The sequence below is a fragment of the Nonomuraea aurantiaca genome (assembly GCF_020215705.1).
GTDB classification, from domain to species: Bacteria; Actinomycetota; Actinomycetes; order Streptosporangiales; family Streptosporangiaceae; genus Nonomuraea; species Nonomuraea aurantiaca.
Genome location: NZ_JAIWNB010000022.1, coordinates 151,882 through 171,088, shown reverse-complemented (window position 1 = coordinate 171,088; position 19,207 = coordinate 151,882). Strand labels below are relative to the sequence as shown.

20 protein-coding genes are annotated in these 19,207 nt (G+C 71.2%); 8 read left to right on the top strand and 12 right to left on the bottom strand.

Annotation, left to right across the window (positions count from 1 at the left end):
• The first annotated feature begins 3 nt into the window (after positions 1–3).
• A complete protein-coding gene (locus tag LDL49_RS39690) occupies positions 4–681 on the top strand; it encodes a fibronectin type III domain-containing protein (RefSeq protein ID WP_225299418.1) in 678 nt (225 codons plus the stop codon).
• A gap of 10 nt (positions 682–691) precedes the next feature.
• On the opposite strand, the gene truB is transcribed toward LDL49_RS39690, so the two are convergent.
• The 8 genes from truB to rimP form a co-directional block, all read right to left on the bottom strand.
• Positions 692–1,564 (bottom strand): tRNA pseudouridine(55) synthase TruB, encoded by an 873-nt coding sequence (gene truB, locus LDL49_RS39685; RefSeq protein WP_225299416.1) that lies wholly within the window; start codon positions 1,562–1,564, stop codon positions 692–694.
• Positions 1,564–2,688, bottom strand: a complete 1,125-nt coding sequence (locus LDL49_RS39680; RefSeq protein ID WP_225299414.1) for a DHH family phosphoesterase — start codon at positions 2,686–2,688, stop codon at positions 1,564–1,566. Before LDL49_RS39680 ends, truB begins: the two co-directional genes overlap by 1 nt.
• A gap of 8 nt (positions 2,689–2,696) precedes the next feature.
• Positions 2,697–3,173, bottom strand: a complete 477-nt coding sequence (gene rbfA, locus LDL49_RS39675; protein WP_225299412.1) for a 30S ribosome-binding factor RbfA — start codon at positions 3,171–3,173, stop codon at positions 2,697–2,699.
• A 42-nt stretch (positions 3,174–3,215) separates the two neighbouring features.
• Positions 3,216–3,512: a DUF503 domain-containing protein gene (locus LDL49_RS39670; RefSeq protein ID WP_225299410.1), complete on the bottom strand. Its 297-nt coding sequence runs from the start codon at positions 3,510–3,512 to the stop codon at positions 3,216–3,218.
• Positions 3,513–3,632: 120 nt separating this feature from the next.
• On the bottom strand, positions 3,633–6,806 hold the full coding sequence (gene infB, locus LDL49_RS39665; RefSeq protein WP_225299408.1) for a translation initiation factor IF-2: 3,174 nt from the start codon (positions 6,804–6,806) through the stop codon (positions 3,633–3,635).
• Positions 6,807–6,918: 112 nt separating this feature from the next.
• Positions 6,919–7,233 carry a YlxR family protein gene (locus tag LDL49_RS39660; protein WP_225299407.1) on the bottom strand — a complete coding sequence of 105 codons (315 nt, stop codon included), beginning with the start codon at positions 7,231–7,233 and terminating at the stop codon, positions 6,919–6,921.
• Entirely contained in the window at positions 7,217–8,221 is a 1,005-nt protein-coding gene (nusA, locus tag LDL49_RS39655; RefSeq protein WP_225299405.1) for a transcription termination factor NusA, read from the bottom strand. Before nusA ends, LDL49_RS39660 begins: the two co-directional genes overlap by 17 nt.
• A 12-nt stretch (positions 8,222–8,233) precedes the next feature.
• A complete protein-coding gene (rimP, locus tag LDL49_RS39650; protein ID WP_225299403.1) occupies positions 8,234–8,725 on the bottom strand; it encodes a ribosome maturation factor RimP in 492 nt (163 codons plus the stop codon).
• Positions 8,726–8,945: 220 nt separating this feature from the next.
• Here rimP and LDL49_RS39645 point away from each other — a divergent pair, with 220 nt between their 5' ends.
• The gene (locus tag LDL49_RS39645; protein WP_225299401.1) at positions 8,946–9,419 is read left to right on the top strand and encodes a hypothetical protein; all 474 of its coding nucleotides are present in this window, start codon (positions 8,946–8,948) and stop codon (positions 9,417–9,419) included.
• Positions 9,416–9,844: a ferritin-like domain-containing protein gene (locus LDL49_RS39640; protein ID WP_225299399.1), complete on the top strand. Its 429-nt coding sequence runs from the start codon at positions 9,416–9,418 to the stop codon at positions 9,842–9,844. Before LDL49_RS39645 ends, LDL49_RS39640 begins: the two co-directional genes overlap by 4 nt.
• Before the next feature lie 315 nt (positions 9,845–10,159).
• Here the strand turns inward: LDL49_RS39640 and LDL49_RS39635 are convergent, their stop codons facing one another.
• Positions 10,160–11,206: an ArsR/SmtB family transcription factor gene (locus tag LDL49_RS39635; RefSeq protein WP_225299398.1), complete on the bottom strand. Its 1,047-nt coding sequence runs from the start codon at positions 11,204–11,206 to the stop codon at positions 10,160–10,162.
• A gap of 68 nt (positions 11,207–11,274) precedes the next feature.
• On the opposite strand from LDL49_RS39635, the gene LDL49_RS39630 reads away from it, so the two are divergent.
• The 4 genes from LDL49_RS39630 to LDL49_RS39615 are packed head-to-tail and all read left to right on the top strand — an operon-like array spanning position 11,275 to position 15,068.
• Positions 11,275–12,132 (top strand): PHB depolymerase family esterase, encoded by an 858-nt coding sequence (locus LDL49_RS39630; protein WP_225299396.1) that lies wholly within the window; start codon positions 11,275–11,277, stop codon positions 12,130–12,132.
• Positions 12,129–13,112 (top strand): Bug family tripartite tricarboxylate transporter substrate binding protein, encoded by a 984-nt coding sequence (locus LDL49_RS39625; RefSeq protein ID WP_225299394.1) that lies wholly within the window; start codon positions 12,129–12,131, stop codon positions 13,110–13,112. Before LDL49_RS39630 ends, LDL49_RS39625 begins: the two co-directional genes overlap by 4 nt.
• Positions 13,109–13,561 (top strand): tripartite tricarboxylate transporter TctB family protein, encoded by a 453-nt coding sequence (locus LDL49_RS39620; protein WP_225299393.1) that lies wholly within the window; start codon positions 13,109–13,111, stop codon positions 13,559–13,561. The genes LDL49_RS39625 and LDL49_RS39620 overlap by 4 nt, the downstream gene beginning before the upstream one ends.
• Before the next feature lies 1 nt (position 13,562).
• The gene (locus tag LDL49_RS39615; protein ID WP_225299391.1) at positions 13,563–15,068 is read left to right on the top strand and encodes a tripartite tricarboxylate transporter permease; all 1,506 of its coding nucleotides are present in this window, start codon (positions 13,563–13,565) and stop codon (positions 15,066–15,068) included.
• A gap of 58 nt (positions 15,069–15,126) precedes the next feature.
• Here the strand turns inward: LDL49_RS39615 and LDL49_RS39610 are convergent, their stop codons facing one another.
• Together LDL49_RS39610 and LDL49_RS39605 are read right to left on the bottom strand one after the other, a co-directional pair.
• Positions 15,127–16,869 (bottom strand): proline--tRNA ligase, encoded by a 1,743-nt coding sequence (locus tag LDL49_RS39610; protein WP_225299389.1) that lies wholly within the window; start codon positions 16,867–16,869, stop codon positions 15,127–15,129.
• Positions 16,870–16,939: 70 nt separating this feature from the next.
• Positions 16,940–17,623 (bottom strand): hypothetical protein, encoded by a 684-nt coding sequence (locus tag LDL49_RS39605; protein WP_225299387.1) that lies wholly within the window; start codon positions 17,621–17,623, stop codon positions 16,940–16,942.
• Between the two features lie 123 nt (positions 17,624–17,746).
• On the opposite strand from LDL49_RS39605, the gene LDL49_RS39600 reads away from it, so the two are divergent.
• On the top strand, positions 17,747–18,712 hold the full coding sequence (locus tag LDL49_RS39600; RefSeq protein ID WP_225299385.1) for an acyl-CoA dehydrogenase family protein: 966 nt from the start codon (positions 17,747–17,749) through the stop codon (positions 18,710–18,712).
• On the opposite strand, the gene LDL49_RS39595 is transcribed toward LDL49_RS39600, so the two are convergent.
• On the bottom strand, positions 18,698–19,126 hold the full coding sequence (locus LDL49_RS39595) for a hypothetical protein (RefSeq protein WP_225299383.1): 429 nt from the start codon (positions 19,124–19,126) through the stop codon (positions 18,698–18,700). The two genes, LDL49_RS39600 and LDL49_RS39595, sit on opposite strands and share 15 nt — an antisense overlap.
• Positions 19,127–19,207 lie beyond the last annotated feature (81 nt).

Here is a 19,207-nt window from a genome sequence, read left to right as displayed (position 1 = left end):
GCGATGAGAGCTGCCCCGGTGGCGTTGCTCCTGCTGGCGGCCGCCTGCTCGGCGCCGCGGCAGACGCCGGTCCACCTGACGGCCACCCTCGTGTCGCCGACCGACATCACGCTGCGCTGGGAGGGCCGCGAGCCGGACGCCGCCGGGCACGTCCTGGAGTTCGCCACCGAGCCGCAGGGGCCGTACACGATCCTGGGGTTCCTGCCGCCGGAGCAGAGCACGTACACGCATCCCGATCTGATCCCGCGCACGCCGTTCTACTACCGGTTGCGGCCCTACTACGGCCAGGCCTCCGCGCCGGTGGACGTGGCGCTGGGCGCCGGGCCGCACGCCAAGCCGGAGCCCGGCTGGTCGGCGCCGCGGACGATCCCCGGCGGCCCGAAAGGGGCGCGGCCGGTCAGGAGCGAGGGGGCGGCGCCGTCGGATCTGCGGGCCATCGTGACGCAGGCCGACGGCGTGGCGTTCCGGTGGACCGACCGGACCTCCGACGAGGAGGGCTTCCTGCTGGAGGACCGCCCGTCGGGCCGGCCGGACTTCCGGGTCGTCGCCGCCCTCGATCCGGACGTCAACGCCTTCGGCCTGGTCACGCTGCCCGAGGAGAGCCGCGCGTCCTACCGGGTGCGCGCCTTCCGCTACGGGCAGCCGTCGAACGTCGCTCACCAAACCACTGGTGGCTCTTAGGAGATGACGTCTAGGAAATGAAGACGGCCAGGGGCTTGGCGATGCGGCCCTGCTCCTCCACCAGCGCGAGCAGCTCGCCCTCCGGCCCGAACACGCCGATCGGGCCCTTGCCGTGCCCCGCGGCGGGCAGCCGCCCGCCGTGGCTGACGACCCTGGCCTCCTCGGCGGTGAGGTCCCAGCGCGGGAACGCCGCTGACACCGCCTCCCCGATGGGCAGGACCACGCAGTCCTCGGCCAGCCGGTCGATGGTCCTGGCCCGCGACAGATCGTACGGGCCGACCCGGGTGCGGCGCAGCGCCGTCAGGTGCCCGCCGACGCCGAGCCCGGCTCCCAGGTCACGGGCCAGGGCCCGGATGTAGGTGCCGCTGGAGCAGGTCACCACCGCGTCGACGTCCACCACGGCGTCGTGCGCCCTGATGTCCAGCACCGAGAACTCCCGCACGGTGACCGGCCGCGCGGACAGCTCGACCTCCTCGCCCGCCCGGGCCAGCTTGTACGCCCGCTGCCCCCCGACCTTGATGGCGCTGACCTGCGGCGGGATCTGCATGATCTCGCCGGTCAGCGCCGCGATGCCCTTCTCGACCTCGGCGGGGCGCACCTCGGCCGCCGAGGCGGTCGAGACGACCTCGCCCTCGGCGTCATCGGTGTTGGTGGTCACGCCGAGCCGGATCGTGGCCTCGTAGACCTTCTCCGTCAGCGCCAGGTGCCCGAGCAGCCGGGTCGCCTTCTCCACCCCGACCACGAGCACACCCGTCGCCATGGGGTCGAGCGTGCCCGCGTGGCCCACCCGCCGGGTGCCGGCCAGCCGCCGCATCTTGGCCACCACGTCGTGGGAGGTCCACTCGGCCGGCTTGTCCACGATGATCAAGCCGCTCTCGGCCATCAAGTCTCTCCGTCTCGACTCGGCAGCAGCGCGCGGAACGCCGCGATGGTGTCCTCGACGCTGAGGTGCGAGGTGAATCCGGCCGCGTTGTGATGACCGCCGCCGCCCAGCACGGCGCAGATCGCACCGACGTCGACCGTGCCCTTGGACCGGCTCGACACCTGCCAGGCTCCCTGGTCGTCCTCCTTGAGCACCACCGCCACCTCGGCCTCGTCCGTGCGCCGCACGATGTCGATGAGGCCCTCCAACTCGGTGTACGGCAGGCCGTAGGCGGCCCGGTCGACCCGGGGCACGTACGTCCAGACCAGGCCGTCCTCCAGCGACACCCGCTCCAGAGCGGCGGCGAGCACCTTGAGGTAGCCGAACGGAGACCGGTCCCACAGCTCGCGGGCGATCTCGTCGGTACGCAGCCCGGTGGCCACCAGCCGGGCGGCCATCTGGTGCACCTCTGGCGTGGTCGAGGCATGACGGAACGAACCGGTGTCGGTCACCAGCCCGGCGTACAGGCAGGTGGCGATGTCACGGTCCAGGCTGCCGCCGAGACGGTAGATCAGCTGCTCGGCCAGCACGGCCGTCGCGGCGACGTGCGGGTCGATGAGGCTGAGGGTGCCGAACCCGGTGTTGGACAGGTGATGATCGACCACGATGACCTCGTGGGCCTTGGCCGTGTTGGGGCCCAGCAGGCCCAGCCGGTCGGGCGTCGAGGAGTCGAAGGTGATCATCAGCTCCGGCTCCGCCGGGAAATCCGCGGGCGGCACGAGCAGGTCCTGGCCGGGAAGGAAGCGCAGCAGGCGCGGCACGGCGAACTCCCGGTCGCCGAAGGAGGCGACGACCCGCTTACCCTGGGCCCGCAGGACCGAGCCGGTGGCCAGCATCGAGCCGAGCGCGTCGCCGTCGGGTGACACGTGGCAGGCCAGCGCGATCTCGTCGGCCTTGCCGATCAGGTCGAGCGCGCGCCGCCAGGCGGGCTCGGGGATCACCGAGCCGGAAGGCGGCAGCGCGCCGTCCGCGCCGCTGGGCGGCGGAGCCTGGATACGACCCGGCCCCGCCGCGCCCGAACTCGCCGCGTCTGAACCCGACGTGTCCGGACCCATGCGGGGCGGCCGATCGGTTCTCTCGCGCACGTCGGGCGTCACGTCGCCGGCTGCCCGTCCTCGTCGGGCTTGCCGAGGAGGTCCGGCTCGTCGTCCTCCTCCGGCTTGCGGTAGGGATCGGGGTCGCCGGCGTAGGTCGCGCCCTCGGCCTTGCGCGCCACCTCGGCGTCCCTGGCCTTGGCGGCGTTGATCAGATCGTCGAGCTGGCGCGCGCTGTCGGGCAGCGGGTCGTGCTTGAACTCCAGCGTCGGAGTGAAGCGGACACCGGTCTGCCGGCCCACCTCGGAGCGGATGATGCCTCTAGCGCTCTCGAGGGCGGCCGCAGTGTCGGCCCGCTCGGCTTCGGAGCCGAACACCGTGTAGAAGACCGTGGCCTCACGCAGGTCGGCGGTGATGCGCGTGTCGGTCACGGTGACGAAGCCCAGGCGCGGGTCCTTGATCCGACGCTCCAGCATCTCGGCGACGATCTGCTGGATGCGGTCGGCGAGCTTGCGCGCTCGTGCTGCATCCACCATGTTCGCTCCCCCTCACGCACGACCCGGAGGCCGTGCAGTCGTTCAGTCTTCGTCGTTGTAGAGCCGATGTCTCGCCGACAGCAGCTCGATCTCAGGGCGGAAGGCCACCATGCGCTCGCAGGCGTCCAATACCTCTTGGCAGTTGCCCGCCGAACCCGAGACTACGGCGATGCCGACTTCCGCCCTGCGGTGCAGGTCGAGGTGGCCGGTCTCGGCCACCGCGACACCGGGAAAACGCCTGTGCAGCTCGGCGACCAGCGGTCGCACGACGGAACGCTTCTGCTTCAGCGAATGTACGTCGCCGAGCAGGATGTCCAGGGTCAGAGCACCCACATACATCGTTGGCAACCACCGCTTGTCCTGGAGTGTGAAGCGCACCCCGGCCCCGCTGCGGTGGAAAGCAGGGCCGGGCGTGCGAGAGGCGCCCGGCGGACGGTCCGCCGGGCGCCCGGCCGCGTGTTACGCGCGCGGCTTCTCCCGCATCTCGAACGTCTCGACGACGTCGTCGATCCGGATGTCGTTGTAGCCGACCCCGATACCGCACTCGAAGCCCTCGCGGACCTCGGTCGCGTCGTCCTTGAAGCGACGCAGCGACGAAACGGTCAGGTTGTCGGCGATGACGACGCCATCGCGGATGATCCGGGCCTTGCTGTTGCGCACGATCGTGCCGGAGCGGACCAGCGAACCGGCGACGTTGCCGATCCTCGGCACCTTGAAGACCTCGCGGACTTCGGCGGTGCCCATCTGGACCTCTTCGAACTCGGGCTTGAGCATGCCCTTGAGCGCCGCTTCGATCTCCTCGATCGCCTGGTAGATGACCGAGTAGTAGCGGATGTCGACGCCCTCGCGCTCGGCCAGGTCGCGCGCCCGGGGCTCAGGCCGGACGTTGAAGCCGATGATGACCGCGTTGTCGTCGGCGACGGCCAGGTTGACGTCGTACTCGGTGATCGCACCGACGGCGCGGTGCAGGACACGGAGCCTGACCTCGTCGCCGACATCGATCTTGAGCAGAGCGTCTTCCAGGGCCTCCACCGAACCGGACACGTCACCCTTGATGATGAGCTTGAGCTCGTCGACGCGACCCTTCTCGAGGTTGCTGAACAGCTCCTCGAGGGTCAGGCGGCGGCTCGACCTCGCCATGTCGGCGCTGCGCTTGCGCGCCGCGCGCTGCTGGGCGATCTGACGGGCCATCCGGTCGTCGGTGACGACGATGAAGTTGTCACCCGCGCCCGGCACCGCCGTCAGACCCATCACCAGGACCGGACGGGACGGCGTGGCCTCTTCGACCAGTTCGCCGTTGTCGTCGAGCATCGCCCGGACGCGGCCGTAGGCCTCGCCACAGACGATGGAGTCGCCGACGCGCAGCGTGCCGCGCTGGACCAGGACGGTCGCGGTAGGGCCACGCCCCTTGTCGAGGTGCGCCTCGATCGCGATGCCCTGAGCGTCCATCGCCGGGTTGGCGCGCAGGTCGAGCTCGGCGTCCGCGGTGAGCAGGATGGCCTCGAGCAGCTGCTCGATGCCGGTCCCGTTCTTGGCGGAGATGTCGACGAACAGCGTCGAGCCGCCGAACTCCTCCGCCACCAGGCCGTACTCGGTGAGCTGGGCACGGACCTTGTTGGGGTCGGCGCCCTCCTTGTCGACCTTGTTGACCGCGACCACGATCGGCACGTCGGCCGCCTGGGCGTGGTTGAGGGCCTCGATCGTCTGCGGCTTCACGCCGTCGTCGGCCGCGACCACCAGCACCGCGATGTCGGTCGCCTTGGCACCACGGGCACGCATGGCGGTGAACGCCTCGTGACCCGGGGTGTCGATGAAGGTGACCTTGCGCTCTTCGCCCTCGTGCTCGGTGGCGACCTGGTAAGCGCCGATGTGCTGGGTGATGCCACCCGCCTCGCGCGCCACCACGTTGGTCTTGCGGATGGCGTCGAGCAGCTTGGTCTTACCGTGGTCGACGTGACCCATGACGGTCACCACCGGCGGACGCGCGGCCAGGTCGGCCTCGTCGCCCTCGTCCTCGCCGAACTCGATGTCGAAGGCCTCGAGAAGCTCGCGGTCCTCCTCCTCCGGGCTGACGACCTGGATGTTGTAGTCGAGCTCGGAGCCGAGCAGCTGCAGCGTCTCCTCGTTGACCGACTGGGTGGCGGTCACCATCTCGCCGAGGTGCAGCATGATCTGCACCAGCGAGGCGGGGTTGGCACCGATCCGGTCGGCGAAGTCGGACAGCGACGCACCGCGCGGAAGGCGGATCGTCGCGCCGTTGCCGCGAGCGACCTGCACGCCGCCGATCGCCGGGGCCGACATGTTGTCGAACTCCTGGCGCCTCTGGCGCTTGGACTTGCGGCCACGCGTGGGACGGCCACCGGGACGACCGAACGCGCCCGCTGTGCCGCCACCGCGGCCACGGCCGCCGCCACCGGGACGACCGGCGAAACCGCCGCCGCCACCGGGACCACCGGTGCTCGTGCCCGGACGACCGGCGCCACCGCCGCCACCGGGACGACCGGCGAAACCGCCGCCACCGCCACCGGGACGACCGCCGCCGCCACCGCCGCCAGGACGGCCACCGCCGCCACCGCCACCGGGACGACCGCCGCCACCACCGGGACGGCCACCGCCGCCGCCACCGCCGGGACCGGCGGGACGACCCTGAGGCATCATCATCGGGTTGGGACGCGGACCGCCGGGACGGGGACCACCCGCACCGGGACCGGGACGCGGACCGGCCGCACCGGGCGGACCAGGACGCGGACCGGCCGCGCCGGGCCTGCCGTCGCCACGACCCTGCGGCGGACGCGGGGCCGCGCCGTCGCGCGGCGGACCGTCACGACGCTCGCGCTGGCCGGGACCGCTGGGGCCACCGTCGCGGTTGGCACCGGGACGCGGCGGCCGGGACTGACCCATGCCGCTGGCGTTGGACGAGAACGGGTTGTTGCCCGGACGCGGGCCGCGCGGACCCGGCTTGGGACCCGGACCCGGACGAGGACCGCCACCCGCGGGGGAACGGTCGGACGGGCCACGGTCGGACGGGCCACGATCGGACGGACCACGGTCGGAACGCGGAGCCGCCGGGCCACCGCCACCGGAGGGTGCGCCGGAACGCGCCGCGGGGCCGGGCTTGGGACCCGGACGGGCGGCGGGACCGGGACGCGGGCCCGGAGCGGGGGCGCCCGGAGCGGGCGCAGGACGGGTGCCGCTGTCGAAACGCGCCTGCGGAGCGCCGGACGTGTCGGCACGCTCCGGCTCAGGCTGCGGCTGGTGCGGCATCGGCACCGGCGGGCGCGGCTGACCGCCGCCCGCGGGACCTGCCGGACCCGGACGCGGACCAGGCCTGGGGGCCGGACCCGGACGCGGAGCTGATGTTGGGGTCGGCGCCTCCGCGGCGCCGTTACCGGCCAGGCTGTCCGCCGGCCGGGGAGCAGCCCTTGGCGGCTGCGGCTTGGACGACGAACCGCCGCCCCTCGAGGACCCACCCTTGGATGCGCCCAATGCTTCGGTGAGCCTGCGGACCACCGGCGCCTCGATGGTGGAGGACGCCGAACGGACGAACTCCCCCATCTCCTGGAGCTTGGCCATGACGACCTTGCTCTCTACGCCGAACTCCTTAGCGAGCTCGTATACCCGGACCTTCGCCACTGCACTCCCTTACTCGGCCCGGGAGGCTGGCTGTGCCGTCCGGACCGTCGCTACCTTGACATCTTCATCGCCGCGTGCTCATCAGGCGCTCATAGCAATCTGACTCCGCCCATCAACTCGGCGTCCTACATGACATTTCTTGGTTCTCCTTCTCCAGGTGCACCCGCACGCGCGAGACGTCAAGCGGACCCGGCACGCGGAATGCGCGCGGAAACGCTCGGCGACGCTCGGCAAGCTCCAGACACTTCTCGGACGGATGCAGTGACGCACCTCGACCAGGAAGCCGTCCTCGCAGGTCAGGGATCACGTGATCCTCGACCCGCACCAAGCGGAGCAGGTCGGACTTGGCCGTACGGACCCTGCAGCCCACACAGGTGCGCTGTGGAGCCGCGTGGCCACCATATTCCAGCTTACCGTGTTGACGCATCTACGGAACCGGCAGCATCCTCGGCCTGGGTGTCAGGCCGGATGTCAATCCGCCATCCAGTGAGCCTGGCGGCAAGCCGGGCGTTCTGCCCCTCTTTGCCGATTGCCAGGGACAACTGGTAGTCGGGCACGGTCACCCGCGCGACCCGGCCTTCGAGATCGAGGACCTCAACGTGGGAAACGCGGGCGGGCGACAGGGCATTCCCCACGAACTCGCCGGGGTCCTCGGACCAGTCGATGATGTCGATCTTCTCGCCGTGCAGCTCGGTCATCACGCTGCGCACGCGCGAGCCCATCGGGCCGATGCACGCGCCCTTGGCGTTGACGCCCTGCCTGCGTGACCTGACCGCGATCTTGGTACGGTGACCGGCCTCCCTGGCCACGGCGGCGATCTCCACCGTGCCGTCGGCGATCTCCGGCACCTCCAGCGCGAACAGCTTCTTGACCAGGCCGGGATGGGTACGCGACAGCGTGACCGAGGGGCCCTTGTGGCCCTTCTTCACCTGCACCACATAGGCGCGGATGCGCTCGCCGTGCACGTAGTCCTCGCCGGGCACCTGCTCGTTGTGCGGCAGGACGGCCTCGATCTTGCCGAGGTCGACCAGCGCCACGCGCGGGTCCTTGCCCTGCTGGATCACGCCGGAGACCAGCTCGCCCTCACGGCTGGCGAACTCGCCGAAGTTGATCTCGTCTTCGGCGTCGCGCAGCTGCTGCAGGATGACCTGCTTGGCGGTGGTCGCCGCGATTCTGCTGAAGTTGCCCGGCGTATCGTCGAACTCCCTGACGATCTCGCCCTCGTCGTCGATCTCGGCGGCGAAGATGGTCACGTGCCCGCTCGTCCTGTCGAGCTCCGCGCGCGCCTTGGGCGCGGCACCCTCGGTGCGGAAGTAGGCGATCAGCAGCGCGTCTTCGATCGCCTTGACGACCAGGTCGAAGGAGATGTCCTTCTCCCGCTCCAGGCTGCGCAGGACGCTCATGTCGATGTCCACGAGGCTTTCCCCTTAGCCTTCGTCGCCGTCGACGTCTTCGTCGTCGAACCGGCGGAACTCCACCTGCACCCGTCCACGGGCCAGGTCCTGATAGTCGAATCGGCGTCCGGCGCCGTCGACGTCGAGCTCGACGCCGCTCTCGTCGGCGGAGCGCACGCGGCCCTCCACCACGGAACCATCTCTCATCTCGGCCTTGACCAGCCGCTTGGCCGCGCGCCGCCAGTGACGCGGCTCGGTCAGCGGGCGGTCGACGCCCGGCGAGGAGACCTCCAGCGTGTAGGCCGACTGGCCCATCGCGTCGGCGTCGTCGAGCGCCGCGGAGACGGCCTGGCTGACGTCGGCCACGTCGTCGAGGCTCACGCCGCCGTCGCGGTCGACGATCACACGCAGCAGCCGGCGCTTGCCGGCCTGGGTGACCGTGACGTCCTCCAGATCGAGGCCCTCCGCGCCGACGACGGGCTCAAGGAGCTTCATCAGGTGGTCGCGGGGTGATGCGCTGCCCATATCGACCTCCCTATTGTCATGTCTCAGCCGGGCGGACCTCGCCTCTGGCTCTCAAGTCGCCTGGCCGCTCAGCCAGCTACGACAGTTGACACCCTATCTGTACGAGGGCACGAAGAGAGCGCCACTCGGCACGCGCGAATGGCGAGCGTCGCCTGACACGGGGAGCGAGCGCAAGACCGTACGATGCTATCTGCGTTCCGTTTACAGGAGGTCCCTGCCCGTGCGCCCGCGTTCCCTCTCACGGCGAGCCGTGCTGGCGGGCGGAGCGGCCGCCGCGGCCCTGTCGGGATGCGGCGCGTCCGACACCCCCCAGCCGTCGCCCACCCCGTCGGACGATCCTGAGCGGGCGCTGCTGCGGCAGCTGATCGCCGACAAGGAACACACGATCGCCCTCTACTCCGCGCTGATCGCGGGCGGCGCGACCAAGCTGACCCCGTTCCGCGACCGCCACCAAGCTCACCTCACCGAGCTGCGCAAACGCCTGCCCGGCGGCCCCGCGTCGTCCGCACCCTCGCCCAAGACGGCCGCCCCCGTCCCCAAGACGTCGCTGTCGCGGCTGCGCGAGGCCGAGCGCCGGTCGGCGGCGCTGCGTGTCCGCCAGCTCGCCGGCGTCTCGCCGCCGCTGGCCCAGCTCATCGCCGCCATCGGCGCCTGCGAGGCGGCCCACGCCCTGGCTCTGCCGAGGTCGCTGTGACGCCGGCCGATGTGGAGAAGCTGCGCAAGGCGCTGTCGGCCGAGCACGCCGCCGTCTTCGCGTACGGGCTGATCGGCGCGCGCACCACGGGCTCGCTGCGGACGCGGGTCACGAACGCGTTCGACGCCCATCGAGCCAGGCGCGACCAGTTGCGCACCGCCATCACCACCCGGGGCGGCACGCCGTCCGAGGCCGAGGGGGGCTACGCCCTGCCGATCGTGCCGTCCACGGCGGCGCAGGCGGTCCAGCTCGCGGTCCACGTGGAGAGCGGGATCACGGCCGCCTATCTGGAGCTGGTGGCCTCGGAGGACGCGTCGCTGCGCCGGTACGCCGCGCTGGCCATGCAGGAGTCGGTGGCCCGCTCCTACTCCTTCCGTCCCGCGATCACCACGGCCTTCCCCGGCATGTCGGGACCGACCGGCTGAGAGCGGCTCACCGTCCACACGACCGTCTCGATCCCTGTGACGGTCCGTGGTGGCTGAGGTCCTTGGGAGGAGACCCCTGCGGGGGCGAGGAAGAAGACCGTCCGTCGTGGCAGGGGTCCCCAAGGAGGGGGAGCCGGCCCGTCGTGGCTGAGGTCCCACAGGAGGGACACCCCCTCCGGGGAGCGGGTGAAGACGGTCTGTTGTGGCTGAGGTTCCTATGGGGTGATGCCCCCTACGGAGTGAGGGAGAAGACGGCGGGGACCCCGTGGAGGGATGGCCCCTCTGTGGGGGCGGGAGCAATCGGCTGCGAGCGGCTCAGCGGTAGAGCACCGTCAGCAGGTCGGTGCCCAGGCGTTCGATCGCCTCGGCGTCGAGTTGGTAGTAGACCACCGAGCCGCGCCGGTGCACGTGCACCAGGGCCGCCTCCCTCAGGTGGCGTAGGTGTCTTGAGACCTGGGGGGCGGTCATGCCCAGCTGGTTGGCGAGTTCCGAGGTGGCCACCGGGTTGCGCAGGATGGCGTAGCAGAGCTTGAGACGGGTCGGGTGCTGGAGGACGGCCAGCCGCTGCCGGGCGGTCTCCAGTGACACCCCGGCCGAGGTGCCCACGCCGTACTGGATGACCACCGGATGGCCCGGGTAGTGCTTGACCACGAAGTGCGGGCGGCCGTACAGGCTGGGGACGAGCAGGCAGGGGCGGTCGGCGCCGATGCGGGCCGTGGCGTTGTAGAGCTTGTCAAGGACGATCCTGCGGCCGCCCTCGACGGCCGTGGCGGTGGGGAAGTCGGCCAGCGCCATGGGGCCGTGCACCGCGATCGCCCGCTCGCGCACCGCGGCCTCGGCGGCCAGCGCCGTCCGCAGGCCCGGCCAGTCCGCCTCGAAGGCCGCGGCGGCGAAGTCCGCCAGGAAGCCGGTCAGCTCGCGCCGGAAGGCCCACGGGTCATCGTGTACGCGGGTGCCGAGCTCCACCCGGCTGGAGGAGATCAGCCTGAGGCGCTGGAGCACGTCGCCGCCGACGCCGGCGCTGTTCTTGCCGATGAGCGCCTGGAGGGTCATGGCGGTGAAGTCGCCGATCGGCAGCGCCTCGATCGCGGCCAGCTCGTCCTCGAGCGTCCTGGACCGGCCGGCGGACAGCGGCAGCAGGTAGCGGGCCCGGAAGGCGCTCCACAGGGGCGCCCACGCCGTCGCCCTGGCCAGCAGGTCCTCGTCGGTCTCCGTGTGGACCCTGGCCACCCAGCGGGCCGCCGCGGGGTGGTGCCCCGGCTCGTCGAGCGCGTGCAGGCAGGCGCAGAGCTCGGCCAGCGGGGAGACGCCCACGGTGATCGAGGCCGGGTCGGTGGAGGACAGGAGGAGCGTGACGGGCACGTTGCACATTACCGCGTTGGCGGCAATCTCCTTGTCCGGAACTGGATATATGTCCAGGCTGTGGCGCCATGGCCACGGCACCACTACACGAGAACGGCGGAGTGAAGCACCCCCGGGAGTTCTACTTCAGCGGGTCCACCACCATCTTCGCCTCCCGATACGACCAGCGCTTCTCCTACTGCCTCTACGTGCCGACGGCCCATACGCCCGACGGCCCGCCGGTGCCGATCGCCGTCCTGCAGCACGGGACGGGACGGCGCGGGCCGCAGTACCGCGACAACCTCGCCGAGTGGGGTGAGCGGCAGGGCTGCCTGGTCCTGGCGCCGCTGTTCCCCGCGGGCATCGAGGACGCGGACGACCTGCACGGCTTCAAGTTCATCAACTACCGCGGCATCCGCTTCGACCACGTGCTGCTGGCGATGGTCGAGGAGGTCGGCGAGCGCTTCAACGTCGACACCGAGCGGTTCCTCCTGCACGGCTTCTCCGGCGGCGGCCAGTTCGCCCATCGGTTCGCCTACCTGCATCCGGACCGGCTGGCCGGAGTGTCAATTGGGGCACCAGGGCGGATATCGTACATCGACTGGGAGAGCCCGTGGTGGATCGGGCTCAAGGGGTTCGAGGAGGAGTTCGGCCAGCCGCCCAGGATCGAGGAGCTTGGGGCGGTGCCGGTACAGATGGTCGTGGGTGCCGAGGACGTCGAGACCTGGGAGATCAACAACCAGGGCGATGCCAACTGGATGGACGGCGCCGACGCCTACGGAACCACCCGTGTCGAGCGGCTGGCGGCGCTGCGTGACAACTTCGCCGCGCACGGCATCAACGTCAGGTTCGACGTCGTGCCCGGCGTGGCGCACCAGCCGATGAGCGTGCTGGAGCCGGTCAAGGACTTCTTCACCTCGATTCTCACCCCCCGGGAGACCTCATGAAGATCATCGTTGCCGCGGCCGCCCTGACGGTCCTGGCCACCGGCTGCGCGGTCGGCGAGAGCGCCGAGGCGGGCGCCGAATACCCGAGCAAGCCTCTGACGATCATGGCGCCGGGCAGTCCCGGCGGCGGCTGGGACACCCGCGCCCGCGGCATCGCCGGCGCGCTCAGCCAGTGCAAGATCACCACCGCGAAGGCCACGGTCGTCAACGTCCCCGGCGCGGGCGGCACGATCGGGCTGGCCCAGTTCGCCAAGAGCAAGGGCGACCCCTACCAGCTCATGGTCATGGACAGCGCGACCATGCTCGGCGGCATCGTCAACAACCACTCGCCCGTCGACCTGACCACGCTCACCCCGATCGCCGGGCTGAGCAGGGGGCCGAGCGCGATCGTGGTGCCGAAGTCCGCCCCGTACGCGGACCTGAAGTCCCTGCTGGCCGCGATGAAGAAGGACCCGCACGGCGTCAAGTGGACCGGCGGCTCGCTCGGCGGCCCCGGGCAGATGACGGTGGCGGGGCTGGCCAAGGGCCAGGGCATCGACGCCAAGCAGGTCAACTACGTGCCCACGGCGGGCGGCGGCGAGTCGATGAACCTGCTGCTCAGCGGCGCCGCCACCGCGGGCATCGACACCGTCGCCGAGCTTCGCGCACAGCTCCAGGCCGGAGAGCTCAAGGCGCTCGCGGTGGACGGCGACAAGAGGATCGAGGGCATCGACGCGCCGACGCTGAAGGAGCTGGGGCTGTCGGATCAGGCCATCTCCACGATGGCCGGCGTGCTCGCCCCGGCGGGGCTGTCGGCCGAGCAGCAGCAGGACGTCGTCAAGATGATCGACAAGATGCGGCAGACGTCGTGCTGGCAGCAGGTGCTCAAGCAGAACAACTGGGTCGATGCCTGGACCCCGGGCGACTCGTTCAAGCAGGTGCTCACCGAGCAGCGCGGCCAGATCACCACGATCCTGGGCGAGCTGGGACTCGGCAAGTGAGCACCCGGCTCGTCTCCGCGGGGTTCCTGGCGGTCGCGCTGGTCGTGCTGGCGCAGGCGTTCATGATCCCCGACGGCGGCGGTTACCAGGCGGTCGGGCCCCGCGCCTTCCCGCTCCTGGTCGGCATCGGCATGGGGGTGGTGGCCGTGATCGGGGTGGTGCAGGCCTTCCGCGAGCCGGCGACCCGCGAGGGCGAGGACGAGGGCGTGCACTGGCGTCCCGTGCTGCTGCTCATCGGCGCGCTCGCCCTGTACGCGGTCCTGCTCGCGCCCGTGGGCTACTGGCAGGCCACCACGCTGTTCTTCGTCGCGGTCGCCCGCGTGCTCGGCAGCCGCAAGCCGGTGCGCGACCTGGTCGTGGGCCTGCTGCTGGCACTGGCCACGTATTTGCTGTTCGACCGGGTGCTGGGCATCACGCTGCCTCCGGGCCTGATCAGATTGGCGATCTGAGATGAGCGTACTGGGCCACCTGCTCGACGGCTTCGCGCACGCGCTCACCCTGCAGAACCTGCTGCTCGGCCTGCTCGGCGTCACCGTCGGCACGCTCGTGGGCGTGCTGCCGGGCCTCGGCCCGGCCACGACGATCGCGCTGCTGCTGCCGCTGACGATGGTGTTCGACCCGGTGGGCGCGTTCGTGATGTTCGCCGGGATCTACTACGGCGGCATGTACGGCGGCAGCACCACCGCGATCCTGCTCAACATCCCCGGCGAGACGGCGTCGATCCCCACCACACTCGAGGGCTACCCGATGGCGCGCAAGGGCCGGGCCGGGGCCGCACTGGCCACGGCGGCCATCGGCTCGTTCGTGGCGGGCACGATCTCCACCGTCGTGATCACGTTCCTGGCGCCCGGGATGTCGGCCATCGCCAAGTCGATCCAGCCCGCCGAGTACTTCTCGATCATGGTGCTCGCCTTCGTCACCGTCACCTCGCTCATGGGCGACTCCATCGTGCGCGGCCTGTCCAGCCTCTTCCTCGGACTGGCGATCGGCATGGTGGGCATCGACCAGATGACCGGCCAGCCGCGCCTGGCCTTCGGCGTGCCCGACCTGTACGAGGGACTGCCGGTCGTGGCGCTGGCCGTGGGCCTGTTCGCCGTGGCCGAGGCGGTCGCCACCGCGGCCCGGCGCAACCTGCAGGAGCAGCCGCCGGTGAAGGTGACCGGTCGCATCGGCATGACCCGCGACGACTGGCGCCGCTCCTGGCGGCCGTGGCTGCGGGGCACCGCGTTCGGCCTGCCGATCGGCTCGCTGCCCGCGGGCGGCGCCGAGCTGCCCACCTTCCTCAGCTACAACGTCGAGAAGCGGCTGGCCAAGGATCCCGAGGAGTTCGGCCACGGCGCCATCGAGGGCGTGGCGGGGCCCGAGGCGGCCAACAACGCGGCGTTCTCCGGCGTGCTGGTGCCGCTGCTCACGCTCGGCATCCCCACCTCGGCCACGGCCAGCATGCTGCTGATCGCCTTCCAGATCTACAACGTGCAGCCGGGACCGCAGCTCTTCGACCAGCAGCCGGTGCTCGTGTGGACGCTGATCGCCAGCCTCTACATCGGCAACGTGATGCTGCTGGTGCTGAACCTGCCGCTGATCCGGCTGTGGGTGAAGCTGCTGAGCGTGCCGGCCGCGCTGCTGACGGCGGCGATCCTGACGTTCGCGACGCTGGGTGTCTACGCCACCTCGCAGAGCGTGTTCGAGATCCTGGTGGCGTACGGATTCGGGCTGGTGGGGTTCGTCCTGCGGCGGGCCGGTTATCCGGTGGCGCCGCTGATCCTCGGGGCGGTGCTCGGGCCGTTGATGGAGGTGCAGTTCAGGCGGGCCCTGGCGTTCAGTGAGGGGGATCCGGCGGTGTTCTTCACCCGGCCCGTGTCGCTGGCCATCCTGGTGATCGCCGCCGCCTGCCTGATCGGGCCAGTGGTGCTCCGGCGCCGCGGCAAGATCTCCATGCCCGCCGCCATGGACTGACAACCCCTGGCAGAGCAGCACGGCTCCCCCTTGGACGAAGGAGGAGCCGTGCTTCGCGTTATGCGCAGGCGGCCAGCACGCGGTCGGCGGCCGTGTCGAGCGGGATCTCCTCCTTGACGCCCGTGGCCCGGTCGCGGAGCTCGACCACGCCCTGGGCCAGCCCGCGGCCCACGACCACGATCGTGGGCAGGCCGAGCAGCTCGGCGTCCTTGAACTTGACGCCGGGCGAGACCCCGGCCCGGTCGTCGACGAGCACCCGCAACCCGCGGGACTCCAGCTCGTCGGCCAGCTGGAGGGCCGCCTCGATCTGGTTGTCCTTGCCCGTGCCCACGATGTGCACGTCGGCGGGCGCGATCTCGCGCGGCCACACCAGCCCGAGCTCGTCGTGGGCCTGCTCGGCGATGACCGCCACGGCGCGCGAGACGCCGATGCCGTAGGAGCCCATCGTGATGCGGATCGGCTTGCCGTCGGGGCCCAGGGCGTCGAGCCCGGCCGCGTCGGCGTATTTGCGGCCGAGCTGGAAGATGTGCCCGATCTCGATGCCGCGGTCGATGGACAGCGGCGAGCCGCAGCGGGGGCACGGGTCGCCGGCGCGCACCTCGGCGGCCTCGATCGTGCCGTCGGGGACGAAGTCACGGCCCGCGACCACGTGGGCGGCGTGCTTGCCGCGCTCGTTGGCGCCGGTCACCCAGGAGGTGCCGGTGACCACGCGGGGGTCGACGAGGTAGCGGATGCCGAGCTCGCGCAGGATCTGCGGGCCGATGTAGCCGCGGATCAGGCCGGGGTGCTTGGCGAAGTCCTCGGCCTCGAAGATGGCGGGCTCGCCGGGGGCCAGCGCGGCCTCCAGGCGCTTGAAGTCGACCTCGCGGTCGCCGGGCACGCCGACGATCAGCGTCTCGACCTTGTCGGAGCCGGGCGTGGTGACCTTGACGACGACGTTCTTCAGGGTCTCGGCGGCGGTGATCGACAGGCCGTGGTGCTCGTTGACGTAGGACACCAGCGACTCGATGGTCGGGGTGTCGGGGGTGTCGAGGACGCGCTGCGGCTCCAGCCCGTCGAGGGCGCGGGCCGGGGGCGCGGTCGTGGTGACGGCCTCGGCGTTGGCCGCGTAGCCGCAGGAGCGGCAGGCCACGAACGTGTCCTCGCCGGTCGGCGTGGGCGCCAGGAACTCCTCGGAGGCCGAGCCGCCCATCGCGCCCGACGTGGCGAACACGATCTTGTAGTCGATGCCGAGCCGGTCGAACGTCCGGATGTAGGTCTCGCGGTGCTGCTCGTAGGAGTGCTTGAGCCCTTCGTCGTCGAGGTCGAAGGAGTAGGCGTCCTTCATCAGGAACTCGCGGCCGCGCAGGATGCCCGCGCGGGGCCTGGCCTCGTCGCGATACTTCGTCTGGATCTGGTAGAGCGTGACCGGATAGTCCTTGTACGAGGAGTATTCGCCCTTGACCATGTCGGCGAAGAGCTCCTCGTGCGTGGGACCGAGGAGGTAGTCGACGCCCTTGCGGTCCTTGAGCCGGAAGAGCGTGTCACCGTATTCGGTCCAGCGACCGGTGGCCTCGTAGTATTCGCGCGGCAGCAGGGCGGGGAAGAGCACCTCCTGGCCGCCCATCCGGTTCATCTCCTCGCGGACGACCTTGGCGACGTTTTCCAGCACCATCTTGCCGAGGGGCAGCCACGAGTAGATGCCGGGCGCCACCCGCCGGACATAACCGGCGCGGACCAGGAGCTTGTGGCTCGGCACTTCCGCGTCTGCCGGGTCGTCCCGCAGGGTGCGAAGAAACAACGACGACATGCGCAGCGACACGGCTACTCCTTGTTCGGCCTGGATACAGAGGACTACAGGCTATCGACTCGGAGCCACCCGCCGCCCGGCCTTATCCCGCGACGGGGACCCAGCCGCCCAGCGCACCGGCCACTCCGACCGCGAACAGGCCGACGAGCACCGCCGCCAGCGACAGCGCGCGCACCCGGCCCGCCGTGCCGCGGCGCAGCGCCAGCACCAGTCCGACGGACAGGGCGCCGACCACGAGCGCGGGACCGGGCCAGAAGGCGGGGTCGCTGTGGATGAAGCCGGGCGTCGCCCGGTCGACCACGTCGGCGAGCAGCAGGGCGCCGATGAGGCCCGCGGCCAGGTCGCCCCAGCTATCCGCCCTCCTCGTCACGTAGGCGAGCAGGCCCAGTCCGACCAGCAGGCAGAGCGTCCAGTTCAGCCCGGCCGCGGAGGCGCCGACGCCGCCGCCGCCGATGTCGGGCGCGCCGCGCAGCATGCTGCCGCCCAGGGTCACCACGATCATGGACAGGGAGGCCAGGAACGTGGTGAGCAACGCCCACCCGAAGCCCGACGCGCTCGCCCCGACGAGCAGAGCCAGGCCCAGATACATGTAGGGGTCATAGAGATGGTCGAGCCATTGGGGGCCGCGGCCGGCGGCGAGGATGCCCACGAGCCCGACGACCAGTCCGCCGAGGAAGGCCCCCAGCACATGGCGCTCGATGCAACGCTGATCACGGTCGTACGCGGCGAAATCCGCGTAGTCGATCGTGCTCTCTTTTATGGCCATTGCCTGGTCAACCCTCCCTTCTCAGCTGGTCGCAATACCACAACCAGATTATGTGGCCGTCCAGAAAAGGCAAATTTCGGCCAACCAAATGTAACGAAGCAATCGCTTGGTTACACTGTCCCGGTGACCGTCACAGACGAGCTGCGCTCCGTCGTCCGCGCCTATCTCGCCGACCGCCCCGCCGCGCCCTGGGCGGCGTTCGCGCGCGACCTGGGCACCGCAGGGCTCGCCGTCCCGGAGGAGTACGGCGGAGCGGGCTGCGGCCCGGCCGAGATCGCGGTCGTGGCGGGAGAGCTGGGCAGGACCCTGTCCCCGTACCCCTTCCTGCAGAGCGCCGTCCTGGCCGTCGAGGCGCTCAAGGCGGGCGGCGACGAGGCGGCGATGGGCCGGCTGCTGCCCGCGCTGGCCGACGGATCGGTGACGGCGACCGTCGTCCTGCCGGGCGACGGCGACCTGACCCTCCGGGGAGGTCTGCTCACGGGCGTCGTCCCGTACGCGCTGGAGGGCGACGTGGTGCTCGCCTACGCGGACGGGCTCCTGTTCGAGGCGGTGCCGACGCGGCGCGTGGCGCACCGGACCATGGACGAGAGCCGCCCGCTGGCCGAGCTGTCGTTCGACCGCGTCCCGGCGCGGCCGGCGGGCGACGGCGCGGCGTGGAGCCGGGTGCGCGACCTCGGCGTCGCGGCGCTGGCGGCCGAGCAGGTGGGCGGGGCCGAGCGCTGCCTGGAGATGGCCACGGAGCACGCGAAGCTGCGCCACCAGTTCGGCAGGCCGATCGGCTCCTTCCAGGCCATCAAGCACAAGCTGGCCGACCTGCTGCTGCTCGTGGAGTCGGCCAGGTCGGCGGCGCAGGCGGCGGCCGGGTCGGAGGCCCTCGCGGCGATCGCCGGGTCCTACTGCACCGAGGCGTATCTCACGGCGGCGGGCGAGAACATCCAGGTCCACGGCGGGATCGGCGTGACCTGGGAGCATCCGGCCCACCGCTACCTCAAGCGGGCCACCTCCGACGCCCAGCTCTTCGATCCGCCGCAGGCGCACCGCGAGCGGCTGGGCGCGCACGTCTTCCAGGCCAGGCTAACCGCCCAATAGCGTTTCCCAAGGGCGCGGGGCGTTCGTGGCGCGGGTGGTGTCGAGCGCCTCGGCCAGCCGCCAGAAGCCCGGCTTGTCGCGTACGCGCTCGCGGCCCAGCGGATCGATGGCCCGCAGCTCGAAGCGGACGCCCATCACGTCGAGCACCGCCGACCGGCTGTCGCCCGGCCCGGCGGGCGTGCCGAGCTCGTCCTCGTAGGCGGGAGCGCGCACCTGCTCGGCCAGCAGCGCCGCCACCTCGGAGGCGTACGGGCCGTCGCGCCACTCGATGTGCCAGCTGTGGTCGGCGCCACGCCACCAGGTCAGATCGCGGCAGGACTCGATGAACTCGGCCTCGGTCGCGAGGGCGGCCATCACCCGGCCGAACGCCTCGTACGTGCGCCCGCTCGTGAGCGAGAAGTCATCGGCCCGCATATCGGGGAGCGTGCCATCTTTCGGCCGCCTTCGCGCGTGCTTTCGCCTCACGTGCATCACTCTGATCGCGAACGCGCCCTT

Coding starts and splice junctions, on each gene's coding strand:
- LDL49_RS39615 (WP_225299391.1), top strand. CDS start 13,563: ATGAGCGTACTGGGCCACCTGCTCGACGGCTTCGCGCACGCGCTCACC.
- LDL49_RS39595 (WP_225299383.1), bottom strand. CDS start 19,126: ATGCGGGCCGATGACTTCTCGCTCACGAGCGGGCGCACGTACGAGGCG.
- LDL49_RS39660 (WP_225299407.1), bottom strand. CDS start 7,233: ATGCGTCAACACGGTAAGCTGGAATATGGTGGCCACGCGGCTCCACAG.
- rimP (WP_225299403.1), bottom strand. CDS start 8,725: ATGGGCAGCGCATCACCCCGCGACCACCTGATGAAGCTCCTTGAGCCC.
- LDL49_RS39690 (WP_225299418.1), top strand. CDS start 4: ATGAGAGCTGCCCCGGTGGCGTTGCTCCTGCTGGCGGCCGCCTGCTCG.
- LDL49_RS39605 (WP_225299387.1), bottom strand. CDS start 17,623: ATGGCCATAAAAGAGAGCACGATCGACTACGCGGATTTCGCCGCGTAC.
- LDL49_RS39630 (WP_225299396.1), top strand. CDS start 11,275: ATGGCCACGGCACCACTACACGAGAACGGCGGAGTGAAGCACCCCCGG.
- LDL49_RS39625 (WP_225299394.1), top strand. CDS start 12,129: ATGAAGATCATCGTTGCCGCGGCCGCCCTGACGGTCCTGGCCACCGGC.
- truB (WP_225299416.1), bottom strand. CDS start 1,564: ATGGCCGAGAGCGGCTTGATCATCGTGGACAAGCCGGCCGAGTGGACC.
- LDL49_RS39670 (WP_225299410.1), bottom strand. CDS start 3,512: ATGTATGTGGGTGCTCTGACCCTGGACATCCTGCTCGGCGACGTACAT.
- rbfA (WP_225299412.1), bottom strand. CDS start 3,173: ATGGTGGATGCAGCACGAGCGCGCAAGCTCGCCGACCGCATCCAGCAG.